Origin of the sequence: Micromonospora sp. LOL_023 (assembly GCF_048060115.1) — a bacterium.
Taxonomy (GTDB): domain Bacteria; phylum Actinomycetota; class Actinomycetes; order Mycobacteriales; family Micromonosporaceae; genus Micromonospora_E.
The window spans coordinates 1-21,541 of the sequence record NZ_JBHMIM010000024.1 but is presented as its reverse complement, the minus strand read 5'-3'; the positions used below and the strand labels follow the sequence as shown (position 1 = coordinate 21,541).

23 protein-coding genes are annotated in these 21,541 nt (G+C 69.1%); 14 read left to right on the top strand and 9 right to left on the bottom strand.

Annotation, left to right across the window (positions count from 1 at the left end; all coding sequences use genetic code 11):
• Nucleotides 1-191: 191 nt before the first annotated feature.
• The 4 genes from ACFHVL_RS14960 (at nucleotide 192) to ACFHVL_RS14945 (ending at nucleotide 3,144) form a co-directional block, all read left to right on the top strand.
• Nucleotides 192-422: a hypothetical protein gene (locus ACFHVL_RS14960; protein ID WP_416628428.1), complete on the top strand. Its 231-nt coding sequence runs from the start codon at nucleotides 192-194 to the stop codon at nucleotides 420-422.
• Nucleotides 423-565: 143 nt separating this feature from the next.
• On the top strand, nucleotides 566-1,954 hold the full coding sequence (locus ACFHVL_RS14955) for a DUF4331 domain-containing protein (protein ID WP_416628427.1): 1,389 nt from the start codon (nucleotides 566-568) through the stop codon (nucleotides 1,952-1,954).
• 85 nt (nucleotides 1,955-2,039) lie between these two features.
• Nucleotides 2,040-2,408 (top strand): phospholipase, encoded by a 369-nt coding sequence (locus ACFHVL_RS14950; protein ID WP_416628426.1) that lies wholly within the window; start codon nucleotides 2,040-2,042, stop codon nucleotides 2,406-2,408.
• Between the two features lie 478 nt (nucleotides 2,409-2,886).
• Nucleotides 2,887-3,144: a WhiB family transcriptional regulator gene (locus tag ACFHVL_RS14945; RefSeq protein WP_326551528.1), complete on the top strand. Its 258-nt coding sequence runs from the start codon at nucleotides 2,887-2,889 to the stop codon at nucleotides 3,142-3,144.
• A 118-nt stretch (nucleotides 3,145-3,262) separates the two neighbouring features.
• On the opposite strand, the gene ACFHVL_RS14940 is transcribed toward ACFHVL_RS14945, so the two are convergent.
• Nucleotides 3,263-3,628 carry a metallopeptidase family protein gene (locus ACFHVL_RS14940; protein WP_416628502.1) on the bottom strand — a complete coding sequence of 122 codons (366 nt, stop codon included), beginning with the start codon at nucleotides 3,626-3,628 and terminating at the stop codon, nucleotides 3,263-3,265.
• Nucleotides 3,629-3,847: 219 nt separating this feature from the next.
• Here ACFHVL_RS14940 and ACFHVL_RS14935 point away from each other — a divergent pair, with 219 nt between their 5' ends.
• The gene (locus tag ACFHVL_RS14935) at nucleotides 3,848-4,219 is read left to right on the top strand and encodes a DUF3499 domain-containing protein (protein WP_416628424.1); all 372 of its coding nucleotides are present in this window, start codon (nucleotides 3,848-3,850) and stop codon (nucleotides 4,217-4,219) included.
• A gap of 16 nt (nucleotides 4,220-4,235) precedes the next feature.
• Here ACFHVL_RS14935 and ACFHVL_RS14930 read toward each other — a convergent pair whose 3' ends face one another.
• The 4 genes from ACFHVL_RS14930 to ACFHVL_RS14915 all read right to left on the bottom strand — a co-directional run bounded on the left by ACFHVL_RS14930 (nucleotide 4,236) and on the right by ACFHVL_RS14915 (nucleotide 9,199).
• On the bottom strand, nucleotides 4,236-5,585 hold the full coding sequence (locus tag ACFHVL_RS14930; protein ID WP_416628500.1) for an NAD(P)/FAD-dependent oxidoreductase: 1,350 nt from the start codon (nucleotides 5,583-5,585) through the stop codon (nucleotides 4,236-4,238).
• Nucleotides 5,586-5,736: 151 nt separating this feature from the next.
• On the bottom strand, nucleotides 5,737-7,083 hold the full coding sequence (locus ACFHVL_RS14925) for an aspartate aminotransferase family protein (protein ID WP_416628423.1): 1,347 nt from the start codon (nucleotides 7,081-7,083) through the stop codon (nucleotides 5,737-5,739).
• 658 nt (nucleotides 7,084-7,741) lie between these two features.
• Entirely contained in the window at nucleotides 7,742-8,599 is an 858-nt protein-coding gene (locus tag ACFHVL_RS14920) for an SPFH domain-containing protein (protein ID WP_416628498.1), read from the bottom strand.
• A gap of 117 nt (nucleotides 8,600-8,716) precedes the next feature.
• The gene (locus tag ACFHVL_RS14915) at nucleotides 8,717-9,199 is read right to left on the bottom strand and encodes an Lrp/AsnC family transcriptional regulator (RefSeq protein WP_416628422.1); all 483 of its coding nucleotides are present in this window, start codon (nucleotides 9,197-9,199) and stop codon (nucleotides 8,717-8,719) included.
• A gap of 238 nt (nucleotides 9,200-9,437) precedes the next feature.
• On the opposite strand from ACFHVL_RS14915, the gene ACFHVL_RS14910 reads away from it, so the two are divergent.
• The 6 genes from ACFHVL_RS14910 to ACFHVL_RS14885 all read left to right on the top strand — a co-directional run bounded on the left by ACFHVL_RS14910 (nucleotide 9,438) and on the right by ACFHVL_RS14885 (nucleotide 15,788).
• Complete coding sequence (locus ACFHVL_RS14910; RefSeq protein WP_416628421.1) at nucleotides 9,438-10,676, top strand: ABC transporter substrate-binding protein; 1,239 nt, start codon at nucleotides 9,438-9,440, stop codon at nucleotides 10,674-10,676.
• Nucleotides 10,677-10,687: 11 nt separating this feature from the next.
• Nucleotides 10,688-11,851, top strand: coding sequence for an ABC transporter ATP-binding protein (locus tag ACFHVL_RS14905; RefSeq protein ID WP_416628420.1), 1,164 nt, complete (start codon nucleotides 10,688-10,690; stop codon nucleotides 11,849-11,851).
• Entirely contained in the window at nucleotides 11,848-12,762 is a 915-nt protein-coding gene (locus ACFHVL_RS14900) for an ABC transporter permease (RefSeq protein WP_416628418.1), read from the top strand. The genes ACFHVL_RS14905 and ACFHVL_RS14900 overlap by 4 nt, the downstream gene beginning before the upstream one ends.
• A complete protein-coding gene (locus tag ACFHVL_RS14895) occupies nucleotides 12,762-13,604 on the top strand; it encodes an ABC transporter permease (protein ID WP_416628417.1) in 843 nt (280 codons plus the stop codon). The genes ACFHVL_RS14900 and ACFHVL_RS14895 overlap by 1 nt, the downstream gene beginning before the upstream one ends.
• Nucleotides 13,605-13,662: 58 nt before the next feature.
• Complete coding sequence (locus ACFHVL_RS14890) at nucleotides 13,663-14,916, top strand: saccharopine dehydrogenase family protein (RefSeq protein ID WP_416628416.1); 1,254 nt, start codon at nucleotides 13,663-13,665, stop codon at nucleotides 14,914-14,916.
• 158 nt (nucleotides 14,917-15,074) lie between these two features.
• On the top strand, nucleotides 15,075-15,788 hold the full coding sequence (locus ACFHVL_RS14885) for a hypothetical protein (RefSeq protein WP_416628414.1): 714 nt from the start codon (nucleotides 15,075-15,077) through the stop codon (nucleotides 15,786-15,788).
• Here ACFHVL_RS14885 and ACFHVL_RS14880 read toward each other — a convergent pair.
• Nucleotides 15,766-17,202 carry a gamma-aminobutyraldehyde dehydrogenase gene (locus ACFHVL_RS14880; RefSeq protein ID WP_416628412.1) on the bottom strand — a complete coding sequence of 479 codons (1,437 nt, stop codon included), beginning with the start codon at nucleotides 17,200-17,202 and terminating at the stop codon, nucleotides 15,766-15,768. The genes ACFHVL_RS14885 and ACFHVL_RS14880 overlap by 23 nt on opposite strands.
• Nucleotides 17,203-17,707: 505 nt before the next feature.
• Here ACFHVL_RS14880 and ACFHVL_RS14875 point away from each other — a divergent pair.
• The 3 genes from ACFHVL_RS14875 (at nucleotide 17,708) to ACFHVL_RS14865 (ending at nucleotide 19,011) form a co-directional block, all read left to right on the top strand.
• Nucleotides 17,708-17,968 carry a ribbon-helix-helix protein, CopG family gene (locus ACFHVL_RS14875; RefSeq protein WP_416628410.1) on the top strand — a complete coding sequence of 87 codons (261 nt, stop codon included), beginning with the start codon at nucleotides 17,708-17,710 and terminating at the stop codon, nucleotides 17,966-17,968.
• Nucleotides 17,965-18,399, top strand: a complete 435-nt coding sequence (locus ACFHVL_RS14870; protein ID WP_416628408.1) for a type II toxin-antitoxin system VapC family toxin — start codon at nucleotides 17,965-17,967, stop codon at nucleotides 18,397-18,399. Before ACFHVL_RS14875 ends, ACFHVL_RS14870 begins: the two co-directional genes overlap by 4 nt.
• A gap of 396 nt (nucleotides 18,400-18,795) precedes the next feature.
• Nucleotides 18,796-19,011: a hypothetical protein gene (locus tag ACFHVL_RS14865; RefSeq protein ID WP_416628407.1), complete on the top strand. Its 216-nt coding sequence runs from the start codon at nucleotides 18,796-18,798 to the stop codon at nucleotides 19,009-19,011.
• A 307-nt stretch (nucleotides 19,012-19,318) separates the two neighbouring features.
• On the opposite strand, the gene ACFHVL_RS14860 is transcribed toward ACFHVL_RS14865, so the two are convergent.
• From ACFHVL_RS14860 to ACFHVL_RS14850, 3 genes are all read right to left on the bottom strand, one after another.
• Nucleotides 19,319-20,065: a phosphotransferase family protein gene (locus tag ACFHVL_RS14860; protein ID WP_416628497.1), complete on the bottom strand. Its 747-nt coding sequence runs from the start codon at nucleotides 20,063-20,065 to the stop codon at nucleotides 19,319-19,321.
• A 489-nt stretch (nucleotides 20,066-20,554) separates the two neighbouring features.
• A complete protein-coding gene (locus ACFHVL_RS14855) occupies nucleotides 20,555-20,743 on the bottom strand; it encodes a DUF397 domain-containing protein (RefSeq protein ID WP_416628405.1) in 189 nt (62 codons plus the stop codon).
• On the bottom strand, nucleotides 20,740-21,474 hold the full coding sequence (locus tag ACFHVL_RS14850) for a helix-turn-helix domain-containing protein (protein WP_416628404.1): 735 nt from the start codon (nucleotides 21,472-21,474) through the stop codon (nucleotides 20,740-20,742). The genes ACFHVL_RS14855 and ACFHVL_RS14850 overlap by 4 nt, the downstream gene beginning before the upstream one ends.
• Nucleotides 21,475-21,541 lie beyond the last annotated feature (67 nt).

Sequence of the window (21,541 nt, the reverse complement as noted above, 5' to 3'; positions counted from 1 at the left end):
CCCGGATGATCGAACCCGGCGGCGCTGCCGCGCGTATGAATAGTTGCCGGCGGGTTCGGGCAGCCGATGGGACTCCCGCGCCGGCAGCAAGGTCCCGTCGCGACAGTGGGTCACCCCCTGACCCACCGGAAAGGTTGTCCATGAGAACTGGCCAGCGGAACCGACCGAAGTTCAAGATCTCCCGCCGTCAGGTGCTGACCATCGCGGCGAGTGCGGGTGTTGGCGCGGCTGCCGTCAGCGTCACCGGTCTGTCGTCGGCTGTGGACAGCCGGCTCGCCGGCTCTTCACCGGATGATCAGGCGATTGTCGTGCACTTGCGGGATCCTGCCAGCGGGACGCTCGACGTCTTCGTTGGAACCTCGCGAATCGAGGTACATGACAAGGAGCTCGCCGCGCAGCTGCAGCGTGCTGCCCAAGGCTGACTGCCTGCTCGGGCAGTCGATGCCTGAGCACCCTTCCGACAATCGTGTCCCGCGCACGTTCCACCATGGCGGGCACGTGGATCTCATCAGGCGCACTTCGCGTCGAACACCGATTCGCTCAGGCAATGTGAGGTAGGTTCGTCATGTCTTCGCATCGTGAGGCACCGGAAATATCCAAAGACCCGGTGGCCGACAGCACCGACGTATATGCGTTCGTCAGTCCGGACCGGCCAGACACGGTCACTCTCATCGCCAACTACCTGCCGTTCCAGCTGCCGTCGGGCGGGCCGAACTTCTTCGAGTTCGGCGACGACGTGCTGTACGAGATCCACATCGACAACAACGGCGACGGACACCCTGACATCAGCTACCAGTTCCGGTTCTCCACCGAGATCACCAACGAGAACACGTTCCTCTACAACACCGGACCGATCGAGGCGCTGGACAGCGAAAACTGGAACCGTCGCCAGTTCTACAGCCTGACCAAGGTGGACGCCCAGGGCACGGCTCAGGTGCTCGCCAACAAGGTTCCGTGCCCGCCGAGCAACGTCGGCCCGTTGTCCACGCCGGACTACGTGGCACTGGCGAAGGCGGCGACCTTCCAGCTCAAGACCGGTGAGCGGGTCTTCGCCGGGCAGCGCGCGGAGGGCTTCTTCGTCGACCTCGGCGCGATCTTCGACCTGGGCACTCTGCGCCCGTTCCAGCAGCTGCACGTCCTCGGCAGGGACATCTTCCAGGCGGCTGACGAAGGGGTCAACGCCACCGACCGGTTCAACGTGTCCAGCCTCGCGTTGCAGGTACCGATTTCCGACCTGGTCAGCGGCGGTGGCCGCTACGACGTCAACGACCAGCGTTCGGTGATCGGTGTGTGGACCTCGGCCGGGCGCCAGCAGGTCCGGATGCTCGGGGCGGCGAAGGCCGAGGACCTCAACGTCGGACCGGTGACTCAGGTGTCCCGGCTCGGCAACCCGCTGTTCAACGAGGTCATCGTTCCGATGGCCCAGAAGGATCTGTGGAACACGCTCTCGCCGGCGGGGGACGAGCAGTTCGCCGGTCTTGTAGAGAAGCCCGAGCTGGCTACGCTGTTGCCGGCGCTCTACCCGGACGTCTTCCCGAATCTGGCCGAGCTGAACGAGTCCGGCCAGCCTCGCGCCGATCTGGTGGCGATCCTGCTGACCGGCATCCCGGCCGGGCTGATCGACGGCTTCCAGAACAACACCGGCGAGGTGCAGGCCGACATGCTGCGGCTGAACACCGCGATCCCGCCGGCCCAGGAGCCGAACCAGTTCGGGCTGCTCGGCGGTGACCTGGCAGGCTTCCCCAACGGACGCCGGACCACCGACGACGTGGTCACGATCGCGCTGCGGGCCATCGCCGGTCTGACCTTTCCGCTGATCGACGATACCTTCACGCCGGACGACGCGGCTGGCGCGGTCACCCCCGGGCTCAGCGCCGAGGACGTGACCGCACCGTTCCTGGGGCACTTCCCCTATCTCGGAGTGCCGTACGACGGCTTCAACAACCCGTCCTGACCGGACCGCTCGGCCGGAGTCGTCGATCGGCGACGACTCGGTCGAAACGTCCGAGTCGTCGCCCAGATCCAGCAGAGGTGGGAGCATGCACCAGCACAGTCTGGCCCAGTCGGAGACCGCCAGCGTCGTTCTCGACATCGGCGGCGACGTGGGCGCCCTGATCATCTACACCGGACAGGAGTTCCACGGCCGGGAGATCGAGGTCAGCCGGATTCCCGACGAGGATCAGGCGGATCCCGCTCCGCGTACGCATGCCGCGGTCCGCGAGCGGCAGGTGCACGACGGGGTCTTCTTCAGCGCGGTCATCACCGACCTGCGGGCGGGCTCCTACACGGTCTGGCGGGAGGGCGACGTGCCGGCCGGTCAGGTGCGGATCACCGGTGGTGCGGTGACCGAGTTCGTCTGGCCGCAGCACGCGACCGCCGGCAGGTTGACGCCGCGGCCGGCAGGTTGACGCCGCCGAAAGGTGTGACGAGATCGACGTTCCGGTGTGACAGATCCCTGGGGAGGGCAGCAAGGCACGTGAGGTAGTCGGTCGGCAGACCACGACACCGAGCCGGTACCGCGGATGCGGTACCGGCTCGGTGTCGTCTGTGTGACTGGGTATTGCGGTCCGGTCGGCGGTTTTCAGGGGGGTGGTCGTGGGTGCTCCGGTGGGCGCGACTCGCCGGTGCCGCGTTACCCGGCGGGGGGCTGAATCGATAGGGCAGGTTGCGGGCCGGATGCAAGCAGGAGGGCAGTTGGCGGGGTCCGCGAAAGCAAGCCCATTTATCAGGTTCGTCTTGACGACGCACGCATTACACGCGTGTAATTTCAACGGGGTCGCTCGGACGGGCTGCATCAAAACCGGATCGAACGGGCAAGATGGACACGCCTTCCGCGTGGGGGGTTGCGCCGGCCGGATCGGCCGGCGCGCGAAAGGAGGCACGCGTATGGATGGTCGGCTGGAGGTCGCGGACCTGCTCGGCAATGCCCCGGAGTGGCAGGAACAGGCGCTGTGCTCACAGACCGATCCGGAAGCGTTCTTTCCGGAGAAGGGTGGATCCACGCGTGAGGCGAAGCGGATCTGCTCGCGCTGTGAAGTGAAGTCCGAGTGCCTGGAGTACGCGCTCGGTCACGACGAGCGGTTCGGCATCTGGGGCGGGCTGTCTGAGCGGGAACGCCGCAAACTCAAGCGCCGGGTCGCGTGACCCGCCACCGGCCCGGCCGACACGGCTGCCAGCAGTGGGACCTTCCGGTCCGCCGAGGGCAACGTGTCGCCGGGCCGGTGCGCTTTTCCTGCCGGCCGTACGTACGCCAGTGCCCGCCCTACGCCAACTCGTCCGGATCGACACCCAGCAGATTCGCCACCTGCTCGATGATCACGTCGTGGACCAGGTCGGCGAGGTCTTCCCGATCCATCGCCCGGAACTCCAACGGACGGCGGTAGAGCACGATCCGGGGTGGCATCTCCTGGCGTCCCGGCCGGCCGGGCAGCAGCCGGGCCAGCGGCACCTCGCCGTCCTCCAACACGTCGGAGTCGTAGACGTTCAGATCCGGCGGCACGTCCTCGACGGCGAACTCGACGCCGGCCAGCTCCCGGGCGAAGCGGCGCTCCAGAGTCTCGACCGTGTCCAGGACCAACTCGTCGAACACCTCCGCCTTCGTACGGGACAGCGGCACCGTCGCCGGCACCAGCCGGCCGCGCAGCCCCCGCCCGTGCCGGTCCCGGCGGTCCCGACGCACCCGACGGGGCACCTGGGCGCTGCCAGGTGCGGGGATGGTCACAGGGATTCTCCGGTCACCCGCTCAGCGTAGTCCGGAACCGGTTGGTTCGGGCGTGGGGATCACCAGTCCCGGCGTGTCGCGTCGGCAAGCTGGTGGCGGAGCCGGTATTAGAGATAGCGTGCCGCCGTGAGGTCATCACGGCGCTGCTCCCGCAACGGCTGCCCCCGCCAGGCCGTCGCCACGCTGACCTATGTCTACAACGAGTCGACGGCCGTCGTCGGGCCGCTGGCGGCCTTCGCCGAGCCGCACACCTACGACCTGTGTGAGCAGCACGCCCGCAGCCTGACCGCCCCTCGGGGCTGGGATGTCGTCCGACACGAGGGTGAGTTCGAGCCGCCGCCGCACACCACCGACGACTTGGTGGCCCTCGCCGAGGCGGTCCGTGAAGCCGCCCGCCCGGCCCCGATCCGCCCGGTCGAGCCGGACGTGACGGATCTCGACATCAACCCGTCGACCGGCCGCCGGGGCCATCTGCGGGTCATTCCCCCCCGACACTGAGCATCAGCCGGGCGGTCTAGTGGCCGATCAGCCGACCCAGCAGCGCCGCCCGGCGCGACGGGCGGCCGGTGCGGGCCTCTGCCTCGTCGGCGGCGGTCATCATCCGCAGGCTCGCGTTGACGCCGAGCCAGCGCAGCGGCTCCGGCTCCCAGCGCGGCGACCGGTGACCGACCCAGGGCAGCCCGGTCAGCTCGCTCTCCGCGCCGAGGATCAGGTCGGCCAGGGTGCGCCCGGCCAGGTTCGCCGTACCGACCCCGTCGCCGACGTACCCGCCGGCCCAGGCCAGCCCGGTGTCGTGGTCCAGACCGACGGAGGCCGTCCAGTCCCGGGTGACGCCGAGCGGTCCACCCCAGGTCCGGGCCACCGCGACATCGTCGCCGAGCACCGGGAAAAGCTCGCCGAGGGTACGCCGTAGCGAGCTGAACACCCGGGGGTCGCGGTCGAACTCGGGCCGCACCCGGGATCGGAAGTGGTACGGCGCACCCCGCCCGCCGAACGCCAGCCGCCCATCAGCGGTGCGTTGCCCGTAGATGATCAGGTGCCGGAAGTCGCTGAACGTCTCCCGCTGGGCCAGCCCGATCCGCTGCCACACCTCGTCGGGCAGCGGCTCGGTGACGATCATCAACGAGTAGACCGGGGCCACCGCCCGACCGGCGCCGGGCAGCGACGCGGTGTAGCCCTCGGTGGCCCGGACCACCACCGGGGCGCGTACGGTGCCGGTCGGGGTGCGGGCCAGCCCGGGCCCGTACGCCAGCACCGGGGTCTGTTCGTGGATCGTCACGCCGCGCCGCTGCGCGGCCCGGGCCAGGCCGCGGACCAGCCGGGCCGGGTGGATCGCCGCGCAGTGCGGGGTGTACGTGCCGCCGAGCACCCCGTCGGCGGCACACCGGCCGGCGGCCGTGTCGGCGTCGAGCAGGGCAAGGTCGGCGTCGGTGCCGCCGTACGCGTGGGTCTCGGCGACCGCCGCCTCGGCCCGGAGCAGCTGAGCCGGGGTACGGGCCAGGGTGACCGTGCCGCCGTGGCTCCAGTGACAGTCGATGCCTTCGTCGGCGGCGACCCGGCCGACCTCGTCGACGGTGGCGTACATGGCGTGTTGCATGGCGATGGCGGCGTCCCGGCCGTGCCGGCGGGCCAGCGCGCTCGGCGAGCTGGGTAGCAGCGCCGAGCACCAGCCACCGTTGCGCCCGGAGGCCCCGTACCCGGCGATCTTCTTCTCCAGCACCACGATCTGTAGTGACGGATCGGCGCGGGCCAGGTAGTACGCGGTCCACAGTCCGGTGTAGCCGGCACCGATGATCACCACGTCGGCGATCCGGTCGCCGTCCAACGCCGGCCTCGGTGCCAGCTCGTCGTCCACCGAGGACATCCAGTACGACACGTCCCAGCCGCCGCCCCGCTGCTTCCCGGCCACCCGCCGCCCCTCCCACTCGTCCCCGACGATCTTGCAGTTATCGAGAGGATATGTCCACTTTGTCCGACGATAAGTGCAAGATCGTCGCGATCTTGGCGCAGAGGTGTCAGAGGTGCTGCCAGGCCTCGGTGAGCACCGAACGCAGGATCTGCTCGATCTCGTCGAACTGCGTCTGGTCGGCGATCAGCGGCGGGGCCAGCTGGATCACCGGGTCACCCCGGTCGTCCGCCCGGCAGTAGAGACCGGCGGCGAACAGCGCGCCGGACAGGAACCCGCGCAGCAGCCGCTCCGACTCGGCGTCGTCGAACGACTCCCGGGTGGTCCGGTCCTTGACCAGCTCGATGCCGTAGAAGTAGCCGTCGCCGCGTACGTCGCCGACGATCGGCAGGTCGTACAGCTTCTCCAGGGTGGCCCGGAAAGCGCTTTCGTTCGCCCGTACGTGCCCGACCAGGTCCTCCCGGGCGAAGATCTCCAGGTTCGCCAACGCCACCGCGCAGGAGACCGGATGGCCGCCGAAGGTGATCCCGTGCGCGAACGACTCCGTACCGTGCAGGAACGGCTCGATCAGTCGGTCGGACGCGATCATCGCGCCGAGCGGCGAGTAGCCCGAGGTGATCCCCTTCGCGGTGGTGATCATGTCCGGCTGGTAGCCGTACCGCTGGGCGCCGAAGTACTCCCCGAGCCGGCCCCACGAGCAGATCACCTCGTCGGAGACGAGCAACACGTCGTACGCGTCGCAGATCTCGCGTACCCGCTCGAAGTAGCCCGGCGGCGGCGGGAAACAGCCGCCGGCGTTCTGCACCGGCTCCAGGAAGACCGCGGCGACCGTCTCCGGCCCTTCGCGCTCGATGGCCCGGCCGATCTCCTCGGCCGCCCACCGGCCGAACGCCACCGGGTCGTCGCCGTGCTCCGGCGCCCGGTAGAAGTTGGTGTTCGGTGCCTTGATCCCGCCCGGAACCAGCGGCTCGAAGTCGGCCTTGATGCCCGGCAACCCGGTGATCGACAGCGCCCCCATCGACGTGCCGTGGTACGCGATGTGGCGGCTGACCACCTTGTGCTTCATCGGCTTGCCGACCCGCTTGAAGTAGGCGCGGGCCAGCTTCCACGCCGACTCGACCGCCTCCGAGCCGCCGGTGGTGAAGAAGACTCGGTTCAAGTCGCCGGGGGCCAGCGCGGCGATCCGCTCGGCCAGCTCGATCGCGGTCGGGTGCGCGTACGACCAGATCGGGAAGTACGCCAACTCGCTGGCCTGCTTCGCGGCAGCCTCGGCCAGCTCGGTCCGCCCGTGTCCGGCGTTGACCACGAAGAGCCCGGCCAGCCCGTCCAGGTAGCGGCGCCCCTCGCTGTCCCAGATGTACGCGCCGTCGCCGCGCACGATGGTCGGCACCGGGGCGTCCTGGTAGCTGGACATCCGGGTGAAGTGCATCCAGAGGTGGTCGGTCGGGTTGCCCATGTGTGGCCCCATCGCGTCAGTCGCATCGGCGTCCGGCGAGCGCCGTCCTGGCTACGGTTATCGCACAGATCCTCCGCGTACTGCAAGGTTCACGAGATCAACAGTGCCGTTCGCCTACGGTTTGAGCAATCTGAGCCGGCTACAACGACGAAATCCGCAACCCGGGATGAGTCACCCAGCCGGGGCCGCTCGCTGACATTTCGCGGCCCGGCCGACCACGTCGACTCCGGGCAACTCCTTGATCAACTTCGACGACGATCCCTCGGACCCGAGGGCGCGTGGCGCCCCGGGAGGCGCTCCTCGCCCCGCGTGGCCGCCGCAAGATCAATGTGAGCACCAGAGACGCTACAGCGCGGTTTTAGCGTCTCTGGTGCTCACATTGATCTTGAACGCCGGATGGCGCACCTCGGGATCGGGTCGACAGACGTTCTGATCCGGCATCGGACGTCCCGAACCGACCCGCCACCGTGCCCCCACCGCCGTCGGACCTCTTCACATGGGTCGATCGCGAACCACCCATGTGGACGCCACGAGTGAGGTGCGCCGATGAACGAGGTGCTGCGGGTCGCGCTGGCCCGGTCTGGACAGCAACCCGACGACGCCCGGTGGGGGCAGCGAAGATCTGCCCGCCGGCAGCGCGCGGACCCAGCCGGGTCGGTCAGTCGGTGGTCGCCGGGCGGCCGGTGTTGAGGTCGACGCTGCCGCCGGCCGGGACCGGCACGAAGGTCGGGCAGCCCTTGGTGGTCTCGTCGGTCAGGCAGCGCTGGAACACCTCGTACAGGATGTAGCCCTCCGGGCCGAGTACCTCGACGAGCTGACGGATCTGCTTGAGCTTTTCCTCGACGGTGGCGTTCTGTTCGGTGACCGCCCGCCGCTCGGTGATCGCCACCTGGACCGCGGCCAGGCCGTCGACCAGATCCTGGCGCGGCGTCGGCTTCTGCAGGGTCAGGTTGAACTGCAGGAAGTACGCCCGCCCACCGGTGGTGGCCTGCACCGCCGCGCCCAGGTCTTCGTTGATCGCCGTCTCGAACGCGGCCCGGGTGGCCGGGTCGTTGTACAGCGCCAACCAGTCGTACTTCTGCGCCTCGGTGGTCATCGCCTTGTGCAACGGCTGCCCGACGTAGAACCGCAGCAGGTCCAGCCAGTGTTTGGTGGTCCGGCCGTCGTCGTCCATCACCGGCTGGAACTTCAGCCCGATCTCCTCGTGGAACTCGCGCAGCATCCCGCCCTCGTCTTCGCACGAGGTGTCCAGGTGGAAGGTCAGCCCACCGGACACGGTCAGCTCCTGGTTGTCCTTGGAGACCACCACGAACGGCGTGGACTCGGAGCCCTCGTTGCCGGTGAAGTCGAACGTGCGCTGGCCCGCCGGGTAGACGTAGTACTTCTCGCCCGGCCCGTCCCAGGCGCGGTTGTTCTGGATGACGCATTCCTGGTACGTGGTGCTGGAGAAGGCTCCGGCGTCGTAGTGCAACGCCACCTGGTCCGACTCGGTGCTGACCGTGCTGCAGCCGGTCACGGCCAGCAACAGTAGTGCTCCTAGGCCTGCCAGCACCCGTGCCTGACGACGCATCTGCCCGCCCCGATCTGTTCGACGTGTGCCGTCAGGGTAGGCAGTGGAATCAACCGAGCTGACTCAGGCCGTACCCCAGGTGTAGGTCTGCTTGCGCAGCTTCAGATAGACGAACGCCTCGGTGGAGACGACCCCCTCGACCGCGCGCAGCCGTTGCAGGATCTCCAACAGGTGGTCGTCGTTGCGGCCGACCACCTCGGTGAGCAGGTCGAACGACCCGGCGGTGATCACCACGTAGTCGACCTCGTCCAGCTCGGCGAGCCGGTCGGCGACCGCCTCCAGATCCCCGGAGGTACGCAGGCCGATCATCGCCTGGCGGGGGAAGCCGAGCTGCAGTGGATCGGTGACCGCGACGATCTGCATCACCCCGGCGTCGAGCAGCCGCTGCACCCGTTGGCGGACCGCCGCCTCGGACAGGCCGACCGCCTTGCCGATGCTGGCGTACGGCCGGCGGCCGTCCTCCTGCAACTGTTCGATGATCTGCTTGGCCACGTCGTCGAGGAGGACGTGGCCCGGGTTGGCGCCGCCGGACTGCCGTGTGCCCATCCCAGGCTTCCCCTGTCTGCCGAATCGGTGCATTATTCCTGGCGGACGGTACGCCGCCGAGGTGACTCATGTTAAGAGTCCGAGTCTGGCGTATTTCGTCGCCATTGGCGAGCTCCGCAACGGAATCCCTTGTGATGCGGTCTTCTGCATGTCAGGATCGGCGTCTAATTGGTCAACCACCTACGCCGCCATGCTTCGGGTCGGCCCCGGCCGGCTCGCCCCCCTTCAGGAGCCGTACATGCGTAGCCGCCTCCGCCCCCCACCCTCCGCGCCGGCCGCCGCCCTGCTCGCCGCGCTGGGCGCCAGCCGCTCGTTGAGCCGGCGCGGCCTGGTTCGCGGTGCCGCCGCCTCCGGTGGAGTGCTGCTCGCCGGCAGCGCCCTCGCCGGCTGCGGCACCCCGGCCGCCCAGCAGACCGAGGAGAGCTGCGTCAGCGAAGACGTCTCCGACAGCGAGAAGACGATCGCCTTCTCCAACTGGCCGCAGTACATCGACATCGATGAGGCCGATGAGGGCCGCCGGCCGAGCCTGGAGGCGTTCCAGCAGGCCAGCGGGATCGAGGTCACCTACACCGAGGACATCAACGACAACAACGAGTTCTTCGGCAAGGTGCAGAACCAGCTGTCGTCGTGCCAGCCCACCGGCCGCGACATCATGGTGCTCACCGACTGGCTGGCCGCCCGGATGATCCGGCTCGGCTGGGTGCAGCAGCTGGACAAGGCGAACCTGCCCAACGTGACCGCCAACCTGCTGCCGTCGCTGCGGGCCCGCCCGTTCGACCCGGACGACTCGTACGCCGTACCGTGGCAGTCGGGTCTGACCGGGATCGCCTACAACGGCACCGTCACCGGCGAGGTCCGCACCATCGACGAGCTGCTCACCCGGGCCGACCTCAAGGGTCGGGTGACCGCGTTGACCGAGATGCGCGACACGATGGGGCTGCTGCTGCAGGCCGGCGGCCACGACCCGTCGGACTTCACCGACGCCCAGTTCGACGACGCCCTGGAGAAGCTGCGCCAGGCGGTCGCCGACGGCCAGATCCGTCGGTTCACCGGCAACGACTACGCCGCCGACCTGGCCCGGGGCGACGTCGCTGCCTGCATCGGCTGGTCCGGCGACGTCATCCAACTCTCCGCCGAGGACCCGAACATCGTCTTCGCCGCACCCGAGTCCGGCCTGATCCTCTTCTCCGACAACATGCAGGTGCCGAACCAGGCCGCTCACAAGGCCAACGCCGAGAAGCTGATGGACCACTACTACGACCCGGCGGTCGCCGCCGAGGTCGCCGCGTACGTCAACTTCATCTGCCCGGTCGAAGGCGCGCAGGAGGCGATGGCCGCCATCGATCCGGAGCTGGCCGCCAACCCGCTGATCTTCCCCGACGAGGCGCTGCTCGGTCAGGCCAAGGTCTTCATGGCGCTGTCCGAGGAGCAGGAACGCTCGTACGAGCAGAAGTTCCAGCAGGTCATCGGGGCCTGAGGCGGCTACCGATGGTGAGTGACCCGCCCGCCGGTGACCTGCACCTGGCCAACGTGACCAAACGGTTCGGCCCGTTCACCGCCGTGGACGAGCTGAGCCTGACCATCCCGCAGGGTGCGTTCTTCGCCCTGCTCGGCGCCTCCGGCTGCGGCAAGACCACCACGTTGCGGATGGTCGCCGGGCTGGAGCAGCCCACCAGCGGGCAGGTGCTGCTCGGCGGGCGGGACATCAGCCGGCTGCGTCCGTACCGGCGGCCGGTGAACACCGTCTTCCAGAGCTACGCACTCTTCCCGCACCTGAGCATCGCCGAGAACGTCGCGTTCGGACTGCGCCGGCGCGGCATCCGCGACGTGCGCACACAGGTCGAGCGGATGCTGGAGATGGTGCAGCTCGGCGGCTTCGGCCCGCGCCGCCCGCAGCAGCTCTCCGGCGGGCAGCAGCAGCGGGTGGCGTTGGCCCGCGCGTTGATCAACCACCCGCAGGTGCTGCTGCTCGACGAGCCGCTCGGCGCGCTCGACCTGAAACTGCGCCGGCAGATGCAGACCGAGCTGAAACGCATCCAGACCGAGGTCGGCATCACCTTCGTGCACGTCACCCACGACCAGGAGGAGGCCATGACGATGGCCGACACCGTCGCGGTGATGCACGCCGGCCGCATCGAGCAGCTCGGCCCGCCCGCGCAGATGTACGAGTTCCCGGCGACCGCGTTCGTGGCGAACTTCCTCGGCCAGTCGAACCTGTTGGCCGGCGAGGTCACCGGGCGCTCCGGCGACGACGTGACGGTCACCGCGTACGGATCGCGGTTCGCGGTGCCCGCGAGCCGGTCCCGGTCCGTCGAGGGTCCGGTCTATCTGGGGGTACGCCCGGAGAAGCTCGCCCTGGCCCGGGACGCCGATCAGGTGCCGGCCGGGGCGCAGTCGGTCGCCGGCGTGGTCACCGACCTGGCGTACCTGGGGGTCAGCACCCAGTACCAGGTGCGCACCGGCTGGGGCACCGAGCTGAGCGTGTTCAGCCCGAACAACGGGTCCGGCCCCGGCGGCGATGACCAGCTGCTGCCGGTCGGCGCCGACGTGGTCGCCTACTGGCAGCCGGCGCACGCCTTTCTGCTGGATCGCGACCCAGGTGCCGGCGACCAGACCGCCCCGCTGTTTGACGAAGCCGTACCAGCGTCATGAGCGTCCTGGCGCACGTCGGCGGCGGGCCAGCGGCGGGCAAGCCGCCGCCGCCACCGGCCCGGCGGGGTCGCGGGCGGGCACTGCCGTACCTGCTGCTGTTGCCGGGTGGGGCGTGGCTGATCCTGTTCTTCGCGGTGCCGGCGTTCCAACTCGGCGCCACCAGCCTCTACGACCCGAACGGGTCGCTGGCCACCGGCTACGCGATGACCTGGTCGTTCGGCAACTACCCGGCCGCCCTGGCGGCGTACTGGACGCAGTTCGGCCGAGGCTTGCTCTACGCCGGCATCGCCACCGTGATCGCGATGCTGCTCGGCTACCCACTGGCGTACGCGATCGCTCAGAAGGCCGGCCGGTGGAAGAACCTGATGCTGGTCTGCGTCGTCGCGCCGATGTTCACCAGTTTCCTGGTCCGCACCCTGGCCTGGAAGACGATCCTGTCGGAGAACGGCTGGCTGGTCGGCGTACTGCAGGATCTGCACCTGCTCGCGCCGGACGGCCGGCTGCTGTTCACCCCGGTCGCGGTGGTGCTCGGGTTGACGTACAACTTCCTGCCGTTCATGGTGCTCCCGCTGTACGCGAGCCTGGAGCGGCTCGATCCCCGGCTGCTGGAGGCGGCCAGTGACCTGTACGCGAGCCCGGCGCGGGCCTTCTGGCGGGTGACGCTGCCGCTGTCGCTGCCCGGCCTGGTCGCCGGCACCCTGCTGACGTTCATCCCCGCCTCGGGTGACTACATCAACGCCCGACTGCTCGGCACCCCCAACGAGTACATGATCGGCAACGTGATCGACTCGGCGTTCCTGGTGCGGCTGGACTATCCGCAGGCGGCGGCGCTGTCGTTCCTGCTGATGGCGGCGATCCTGGTGGTCGTGTCGATCTACATCCGGCGCACCGGCACCGAGGAGGTGCTCTGATGGGCCCGGGTTCGACGCGGGTCGGTGCGGGGGTCGGCGCGCGGATCGGCCGGTGGCTGGTCGACCACTGGGTGCTCGGCGTCGGCCTGCTGGTGCTCGGCTACCTGCTGCTGCCGGTCGCGGTGGTCGCCGGGCTGTCGGTCAACCAGCCGTCCAGCCGGCTGTCCTACGATTTCAACGAGTTCACGTTGGACCACTGGCGGCAGCCGTGTGCCAGCGCCGAGATGTGCGACGCGGTGCTGCGCAGCGTGCAGATCGGGTTCCTGGCCACCGCCGGGGCGACGATCCTCGGCACCCTGATGGCGTTCGCGCTGGTCCGGCACCGGTTCCGGGGCCGGTCTGCGGTCAACCTGCTGATCTTCCTGCCGATGGCCACGCCGGAGCTGGTGATGGGATCGTCGCTGCTCACCCTCTTCGTGGCCGGCGCGGTGCCGCTCGGATTCTGGACCGTGGTGATCGCCCACGTGATGTTCTGCCTGAGCTTCGTGGTGGTCACCGTGAAGGCGCGGCTGGCCGGCATGGACAACCGCCTCGAGGAGGCGGCGATGGACCTGTACGCCAGCGAATGGCAGACGTTCCGCCGGATCACCCTGCCGTTGGTGGCACCCGGCATCGTCGCCGCCGCCCTGCTGGCCTTCTCACTGTCGTTCGACGACTTCATCATCACCAACTTCAACTCCGGCACCACGGTCACTTTCCCGATGTACGTGTGGGGTGCCGCGCAGCGCGGTATCCCCCCGCAGGTCAATGTGATCGGCACGGCGATGTTCGCGATCGCGCTGCTGCTGGTGGTGCTCGGCGGCACGCTCGGGCGGCGCCGCAGCCGGGCCGGCGCGAGCTGACCCGTAGCGCTGTCGCGCTCAGTTGACCCGTCCGGCTCGGCCGTTCAAGGGAGAGAATGTGCGGATTCTGCTGGTAGGTGCCGGTGGTGTCGGCTCGGCGGTGGTGTCGATCGCCGCCCGCCGGGACTTCTTCGAGACCATGGTGGTCGCCGACTACGATCCGGCCCGCGCCGCCCGCGCGGTGGCCGCACTCGGTGCCGGGCGGTCAGCTGTCGAGTCGCCGACCGGCGGCGACCGCCGCTTCGTCGCCGCGGCCTCGGTCGACGCGTCGTCGGCCGAGGCGGTCGCTGCACTGTGCCGCGAGCACCGGATCACCCACGTGCTCAACGCGGTCGACCCGCGCTTCGTGATGCCGATCTTCGAGGGGGCGTACGCGGCCGGCGCCGACTACCTGGACATGGCGATGTCGCTGTCCACACCGCACCCGGACCGCCCGCACGACGAGTGCGGGGTCAAGCTCGGCGACGACCAGTTCGCCGTGGCCGACGACTGGGCCGCCGCCGGGCGGCTCGCCCTGGTCGGCGTCGGCGTCGAACCGGGCCTGTCCGACGTCTTCGCCCGCTACGCCGCCGACCAGCTCTTCTCGTCGATCGACCAGATCGGGGTACGCGATGGCGCGAACCTGGTCGTCGACGGCTACGACTTCGCCCCGTCGTTCTCCATCTGGACCACCATCGAGGAATGCCTGAACCCGCCGGTGATCTGGGAGTCCGGGCGCGGCTGGTACACCACGGCACCGTTCAGCGAGCCGGAGGTCTTCGACTTCCCCGACGGCATCGGCCCGGTCGAGTGCGTCAACGTCGAACACGAGGAGGTGCTGCTGATTCCGCGTTGGGTGACGGCGCGGCGGGTCACCTTCAAGTACGGCCTCGGCACCGAGTTCATCGAGGTGCTCAAGACGCTGCACAAGCTGGGCCTGGATTCGACCCGGCCGGTGCGCGCCGGCAAGGTCGAGGTGTCGCCGCGTGACGTGGTCGCCGCCTGCCTGCCGGATCCGGCGACCCTCGGCGACCGGATGCGCGGCAAGACCTGCGCCGGGACCTGGGTCACCGGCCTGTCGCCGGCCGGTGAGCCGCGCGAGGTGTACCTCTACCACGTGGTCGACAACGAGTGGTCGATGGCCGAGTACGGCCACCAGGCGGTGGTCTGGCAGACCGCGATCAACCCGGTGGTGGCGTTGGAGCTGCTGGCCGCCGGCACCTGGTCCGGCACCGGGGTGCTGGGGCCGGAAGCGCTGCCGGCCCAGCCGTACCTGGACCTGCTCACCGCGTACGGCTCGCCGTGGGGTCTGCGCGACAGCCTGCCCTCATGATCGCGACGATCTTGCAGTTATCGATAGGATTTGTCCGAAAAGTCCATCGATAAGTGCAAGATCGTCGCGATCATGAGGTGATGTCGGAGGCTGGAGATCACCCGAGAGGCTGAGCCGCAACGGGCCGACTGATGTCAGGATGACGGCGGGTCGGATCGGTGACGGTCAGCAAGGACGGTGTGGTGATCGAGGATCTCGGCGAGCAGAACTCCACCAGAACAGCGGTCACTCCCGCCAGCCGGCGGAGTCGGCTGGTCAACACGCTGCGTTGGCCGCAACCGCGGCCCTGGCCCGCCCGGCAGGGCTGGACGGTCGCCGGGGCCGGGCTGCTGCTGTCGCTGATCGGCGCGGTCGGCGTCTTCATCGGCGACACCGCCAGCGTGGTCGGCTTCGGAGTGGCCCTGGTCGGCGGGGCGCTGATCGCCATGGCCGTCGCATACCGGATCCGCCGTAGCTGGCCGGCCCTGCTGGTCGCACTCGGCGTAGCGCTGGTCGGCCTGGTCCTCGCCGACCTGGCCAGCATCGCCTACCTGAACATCTCCGGTGACCAGGTCACCGCGACCGTGGCGACCGCGGACTGCGCGGCGCCGCGCGGCGGCGTCGTCGACTGCGACTACGAGTGGCAGGACTCCGCCGGCACCATCCCGGTGTCGGACCTGCTCAGCGACGACCAGTACGAGGTGGGCGACCAGGCAGACCTGGTGGTGGACCGCAACGGATGGGTCAGCGCCCGGCCGGTGGACGCCATGTCCCCGGACCCGGTCAGCCTGGCCGTCGGTCTGCTCGGTGGGCCGCTGCTGCTCCTGCTCGTCGTGCGCTGCCTGGCGGTAGGGGAGAGCTGGCTGCGGCTCAGTCCTCGATCGCGTGCATGACGTGCTTGAGCCGGGTGTAGTCCTCCAGCCCGTACATCGACAGGTCCTTGCCGTACCCGGAATGCTTGAACCCACCGTGCGGCATCTCCGAGATGAACGGGATGTGGGTGTTGACCCAGACACAGCCGAAGTCGAGCCGGCGGGTCATCCGCATCGCCCGGCCGTGGTCGCGGGTCCACACTGAGGCGGCCAGGCCGTAGCGGACGCCGTTTGCCCACCGGGTCGCCTCGTCCTCGTCGGTGAACCGCTGCACGGTGATCACCGGCCCGAAGACCTCGTCCTGGATGATCTCGTCCGGCTGACGCACCCCGGAGACCACCGTCGGAGCGTAGAAGAAGCCCCGATCGCCGACCCGGGCACCGCCGACGTGCAGCTCGGCGTGGTCCGGCAGCCGGTCGACGAAGCCGGCGACCCGGCCCAGCTGGTCGACGTTGTTCAACGGCCCGTACGCGACGTCCGGCTCGTCCGGCAGCCCGGTCTTCGTACCCCGGGCCTGCTCGGTCAGGGCCGCGACGAAGTCGTCGTACACGCCTGGCCCGGCCAGCACCCGGGTCGCGGCGGTGCAGTCCTGCCCGGCGTTGAAGTAGCCGGCCCCGGCGATCGCCTCGGCCGCCGCCGCCACGTCTGCGTCGTCGAAGAGCACCACCGGGGCCTTGCCGCCCAGCTCCAGGTGGGTGCGCTTGAGGTCGGCCGCGGCCGCCGTCGCCACCTCCATGCCGGCCCGCGGCGACCCGGTGATCGACACGAAGTCCGGCGTCGGGTGTGCGACCAGCGCCCGACCGGTGTCCCGGTCGCCGCAGACCACGTTCAGCACCCCCGGCGGCAGGAACTCGGCGGCGATCTCGGCCAGCAGCAGAGTGGACAGTGGGGTGGTGTCGGACGGCTTGAGCACCACCGTGTTGCCGGCGGCCAGCGCCGGGGCGATCTTCCAGACCGCCATCATCAGCGGATAGTTCCAGGGCGTGACCTGTGCGCAGACCCCGATCGGCTCCCGGCGTACGTAGGAGGTGTGCCCGGCCATGTATTCGCCGGCGGACTTGCCCTCCAGCACCCGGGCGGCGCCGGCGAAGAACCGGAACTCGTCGACGCAGGGCGGCAGCTCCTCGTCGGCGGTCAACTGCCGTGGCTTGCCGGTGTTGCGGACCTCGGCGTCGACCAGGTCGCCGGCGCGTGCCTCGACCGCGTCGGCGAGCTTGAGCAGCGCCAGCTGCCGCTGCGCCGGGGTGGTGTCCCGCCAGCTTTCGAAGGCGGTCGCCGCCGCCGACATGGCCCGGTCGACGTCGGCGGCACCGGAGGTCGGCGACTGGGCGAACACCTCGCCGGTGCACGGGTCGATCAGGTCCTGGTAGCCGCCGTCGACCGGGTCGACGTACTCGCCGTCGACGAAGTTGCGCAGCGTCTGCTTGTCGGTCATCGTTCGGCGCTCCCGCACGTCGGGCCGGATCAGGTCAGGATGAGGTATCCGCCAGCTACGAGCCATCTTCGCGACCGAAATCGCGGCAGACAAGGGGTACGGCGACTGTTTCCGTTCCAGCCGCCGGCTGTCGCGGAATGGGGGGCGTCGGGCTGGTCGAGCTTTGCCCGTTGTGGGCGCTGAGCGTATTTTGCATCTGTTGTGACCAGTGTTGCCTGGGCGCGTGGCGACAGATGCCGGACGGCGTAGGCGGCGGCGCGGCATCGAGGTGAGGTTTCGGGCCCGCCGATCTGGCCACCAAGATCAATGTGAGCACCAGATACGCTAAACCCGCCGCGTAGCGTATCTGGCGCTCACATTGATCTTGGGGTGAGCTTTGATCGATGATCGCGCGCTGCACTTCCTGCGCGAGTTGCCGGTTTTGTCGTACCTGGCTGCGACTACCAACCCTCGCGACGGTTGGTGGTCCAGTCCGCCTATCGGGTGGTGGAGGTACCATAACCATATGGCGTTGAAGAAGACGACAGTGATGGTCGACGAAGATGATCTGCGGGTCATCAAGGAGGCCGCCGCGCGGGAAGGGCGTCCGGAGTCGGAGTACTTCCGGGAGGCGTTTCATATCGCGGCGCTGCGGGCGCGTCGTTGGTCGGAAGACTGGGACATACCGGAGATCGGTTTCGGTGGGCCGGTGAGCGATGACGATGTGCGGGCGGCGGTGGCGCAGGCCGAGGACCGCAGGTACGGCTCGTCCGGCCACGCTGCATGATCCTTGTCGGGGACACCTCCGGGCTGGTGGCCGCGTTCAACATCGACGATCCTGAGCATGCCGCCGCCCGCAGGGTTTTCGCCGAGGCGTCAGCGACGGTGATCTCACCCTTGGTGTTCGGGGAGATCGAGCACATCATCACCCGGAACGTGGACCGCAAGACGGCACACGCTGTGCAGGACTGGCTGTTGGGGCAGGAGCGGAACCTGCGGGTCCTGGTCCCAGAGGTGACCGCGACCGTGCTGCGCAGGGCCCGTACGGTCCAGTCGCGGTACGCGGCGCTGCGCCTGGATCTCACGGACGCCGTGAACGTCGTGCTCGCCGAGCAGTTCGAGACGGACGCGGTGTTGACGCTGGACCGGCAGGACTTCCGGGCTATCCGTCCACTGAGCAGTCATACGGCGTTCCGGGTCCTGCCCGACGACCTGTGAAAGCTCAGTGCCGGACGACTTCTGGATCCGGGAGCGCCGCCGACATCTGCTGGTTGTCAATGGTCCTGCATGCCGGCTGACGGGGGATGTGGAGCTGTCCTCGTCGGGACGGCTCGGGGAGGGGTTGCAGGCGGCGGCAGCGGCGGCGGTTGCCAGGTCTTCGCCCGAGAGGCCGGGTCGGGAACTGCGTTCCCGACACCGTGAACAGGTAGCCATCCGGGATCGGATGCTCGGACGGCGTCGTGGTTGGGTCATCCTGGCGGGGTTCTGGCGTGACTGGACGGTCTACTCGGGCAGCCGGCCCCGACTCGGGTCGGTCTGCGCGCTACGGTCTGCGTATCGCGGCGGGCGCACTTCAAGATCCGCAGCCTAGTCCGAACAGTACGAGGAGACACGATGACCGACGCCACCAGCGACGCCGATCCCACCGCTGACACCGAAGCGGGAGAAGCGGGAACCGAGGAGCAGCCGCAGCCCTTCGAGAACCGGGCGGCCCGCCGGTCCAAGGGCAAGGCCACCACGAACCACACCACGGGTACCGCGAGCCGCGTCCACGGCCGTTCCGGCACGGTGCAGAGCCCTCGCCAGTACGGCAACCGCCGAAGCGGCTGATCTTCGGACCTCCTGGTCAAGGCGTTCCACGCCGTCAATGGCAGGCTGCTGCGCGAACTGACCCGCCCAGCCGGTGCCCCGGATCGCACCGCCCTGCCCATCGCCGGCGATGACGCCGCCAAAGCGCAGCTCACCGAGCTGAGCTGATCAAAGACTTCGGTTCGACACCGTCGACGTCGGCGGCCTTGCCGAGAGCTGGCGGATCGGGCCTACCACCCGCTGATCCCTATCCCGGCCGGCGCGGTCGCCGAGCTGGCCGCCCCGACCGAGCGTCAACGGCACTCGTGGCTGTCGGGTCCGTGCAGGCTCACAGCCGGGATGTCAGTACGGCGACCTCGGGGAACTCGTCCGGCGAGCCGTAGCCGTGCTCGGCTAGCCAGCGGACGTTGGTCAAGCATCGCAACGACCACCATGCGCGGATAAGGTCGCGGTCGACGTCGGTGCCGTAGCCGGCGACGACGTCGGCAAGGTGCTCCTTGTGTCCGAGCGTGAGGATGGCGAGGTCGAACAACGCATCGCCCTGGGACGCCTCGGACCAGTCGACGACGCCGGTGACCTCGTCATCGGCGACGAAGATGTGGTCGACCTGCAGGTCGCCGTGGGTGAACACCGGTGTCCACGGCCGCAGCGCGGTCTCGGCGAGCCGGCGGTTGCGGGTTACCACGTCAGCGGGAAGGACGTCGTTGGCGACGAGCCACTCGCACTCGCTGGCGAGGCGGGCCGCGAGTTCGTCGAGGCTCCGACCGGGCCATGGCGGCAGCGGCGCGTCGTGCAGCATCCGAACGGCGGTGCCCGCCGCGGCCCACGCCGCGGGCGACGCGGTCGACGGCTCACCGAGGTGGCCGAGCGCCGTGCCCGGGAGGGCAGCGAGGGCGAGCACGGGCGGCTTGCACCACAGGATCTCCGGGGTCGGGATCGGCGCCATGGCCATCGCTTCGACCTCGACCTCGGTGCGGGTCCGATCGGCGTCGATCTTCAGGAACACGTCGCCGACGCGCAGGGTCGCGCGCTCGTTGTGGGCGACGACGACCTCAACCTTCTCCACGTCGGCCATTGTCGCGGGGACGATCACCGACGTCACCCTGGTTACTCGAGAGGATCCTGCGGTTGAGTGACCGGACCCCGCGAGGTCGCAGCTACACCCGATCTTCGGCACCGTCAGATCGGTGGATCACTCACGTTGCGTGAGGCGTGATCGGTGGCAGATTCGTGCACCCGGGCTGGCGCCGGATCGTCGAGTCGAGGGCTCAGATACCTTATTCGGCGGGAATTACGTGCGTGAGCCCTCCACTCGACGACGGACCGGGACGTGTCGGACCGATGTGCGTACGCACATCGGTAGATCCGGAAGCCGAGGACCGGCAGGCTGGGCGACTTGTCGTCACACACCGTTACCGAGCTGGCTTTGCCAAAGTGCGGCGGTCCGGTTTGGCGGTGCTGGCGTGGCTGACCCGGCAGGGGCTGGCTGGGTGTGAAGAAGAAGCGCCGGCCCTAGCAAGGGAGGGCCGGCGCTCTGGTGACCCCGTCGGGGCTGGGAGTCGGCTCAGTGGTGCTGCTTGGCCAGCTCGACGAAGGAGTGCCAGGCGGAGGGGGCGAAGGTCAGTGTGCCGCCGTCGCGGTCCTTGGTGTCCCGGACCAGGACCCGGCCGGGCAGGTTGTCGGCCACCTCGACACAGTTGCCGGATGAGCCGTTCGATCGCGAGGACTTCCGCCAGGCTGGTTCATTGCTCACTGGATCATCCCTAACATGAGGTCCCTGGTCTGGTCAGCGGAGAGTGCCAACTCGTTCACTGCCTCCCAGACTAGTTCCAGCTCGAGCACGTCACCAGAGGTGGTGGCGACGCGTCCGCGCAGCAGGTCGTCCAGGTAGCCGACCCGCCGCCCATCGCTCATGGTTGCCAACGCCAGTGGTCCACCGAGGCCAGCGTGGAGCCCTGCCGAGTCAGGGACCGCGCGGATCCGGACCGTCGGTCGATGCCCGAGGTCGACCAGGTGCGCGATCTGGTCCTTCATCACCTCTTGTGGACCACGGCGCAACGCCGCCTCCGCGACCATGACCACCAGCTCCACCGGGGGATCGCGGTCCAGCACCGCACGCTGCCGAGTCTGTCGGGTCGCGATCACCTCTTCGAGTCGGCCTCCGTTGGACGGAACTGCCGCGAAGACCTGCCGCATGTATGCCTCGGTCTGCAGCAGTCCAGGGATCAACGTCGGCTCCCAGGCCCGGAGCAGCACCGCGCGTCGCTCGTGCTCGACCCAGGAGCGCAGCCACGGCTGTCGGTCCCCACGGGCCTCGTCCGCCAGCTTCTGGACCTGCTTTCCGGAGTTCAGCACCTGGTCCAGCGTCTTCGCGGTGTCCTCCTTCGGCACCAGTCGGCCCGTCTCGAAGCTGGCGATCAGCGACTTCGACACGCGTAGCGCCTTTGCCAACTGCGTCTGGTTCATGTGCCGGGACAGCCGCACGGCCCCGGCGTTGTTCCTCTATGCCTGATTTGATCACGGTTTGTTAGATGCGGTAGACGGCGAAGGC

Coding starts and splice junctions, on each gene's coding strand:
- ACFHVL_RS14915 (WP_416628422.1), bottom strand. CDS start 9,199: ATGGGCACACGGCAGTCCGGCGGCGCCAACCCGGGCCACGTCCTCCTC.
- ACFHVL_RS14950 (WP_416628426.1), top strand. CDS start 2,040: ATGCACCAGCACAGTCTGGCCCAGTCGGAGACCGCCAGCGTCGTTCTC.
- ACFHVL_RS14910 (WP_416628421.1), top strand. CDS start 9,438: ATGCGTAGCCGCCTCCGCCCCCCACCCTCCGCGCCGGCCGCCGCCCTG.
- ACFHVL_RS14875 (WP_416628410.1), top strand. CDS start 17,708: ATGGCGTTGAAGAAGACGACAGTGATGGTCGACGAAGATGATCTGCGG.
- ACFHVL_RS14865 (WP_416628407.1), top strand. CDS start 18,796: ATGACCGACGCCACCAGCGACGCCGATCCCACCGCTGACACCGAAGCG.
- ACFHVL_RS14905 (WP_416628420.1), top strand. CDS start 10,688: ATGGTGAGTGACCCGCCCGCCGGTGACCTGCACCTGGCCAACGTGACC.
- ACFHVL_RS14955 (WP_416628427.1), top strand. CDS start 566: ATGTCTTCGCATCGTGAGGCACCGGAAATATCCAAAGACCCGGTGGCC.
- ACFHVL_RS14900 (WP_416628418.1), top strand. CDS start 11,848: ATGAGCGTCCTGGCGCACGTCGGCGGCGGGCCAGCGGCGGGCAAGCCG.
- ACFHVL_RS14945 (WP_326551528.1), top strand. CDS start 2,887: ATGGATGGTCGGCTGGAGGTCGCGGACCTGCTCGGCAATGCCCCGGAG.
- ACFHVL_RS14870 (WP_416628408.1), top strand. CDS start 17,965: ATGATCCTTGTCGGGGACACCTCCGGGCTGGTGGCCGCGTTCAACATC.
- ACFHVL_RS14860 (WP_416628497.1), bottom strand. CDS start 20,065: ATGGCCGACGTGGAGAAGGTTGAGGTCGTCGTCGCCCACAACGAGCGC.
- ACFHVL_RS14925 (WP_416628423.1), bottom strand. CDS start 7,083: ATGGGCAACCCGACCGACCACCTCTGGATGCACTTCACCCGGATGTCC.
- ACFHVL_RS14930 (WP_416628500.1), bottom strand. CDS start 5,585: ATGTCCTCGGTGGACGACGAGCTGGCACCGAGGCCGGCGTTGGACGGC.
- ACFHVL_RS14895 (WP_416628417.1), top strand. CDS start 12,762: ATGGGCCCGGGTTCGACGCGGGTCGGTGCGGGGGTCGGCGCGCGGATC.
- ACFHVL_RS14880 (WP_416628412.1), bottom strand. CDS start 17,202: ATGACCGACAAGCAGACGCTGCGCAACTTCGTCGACGGCGAGTACGTC.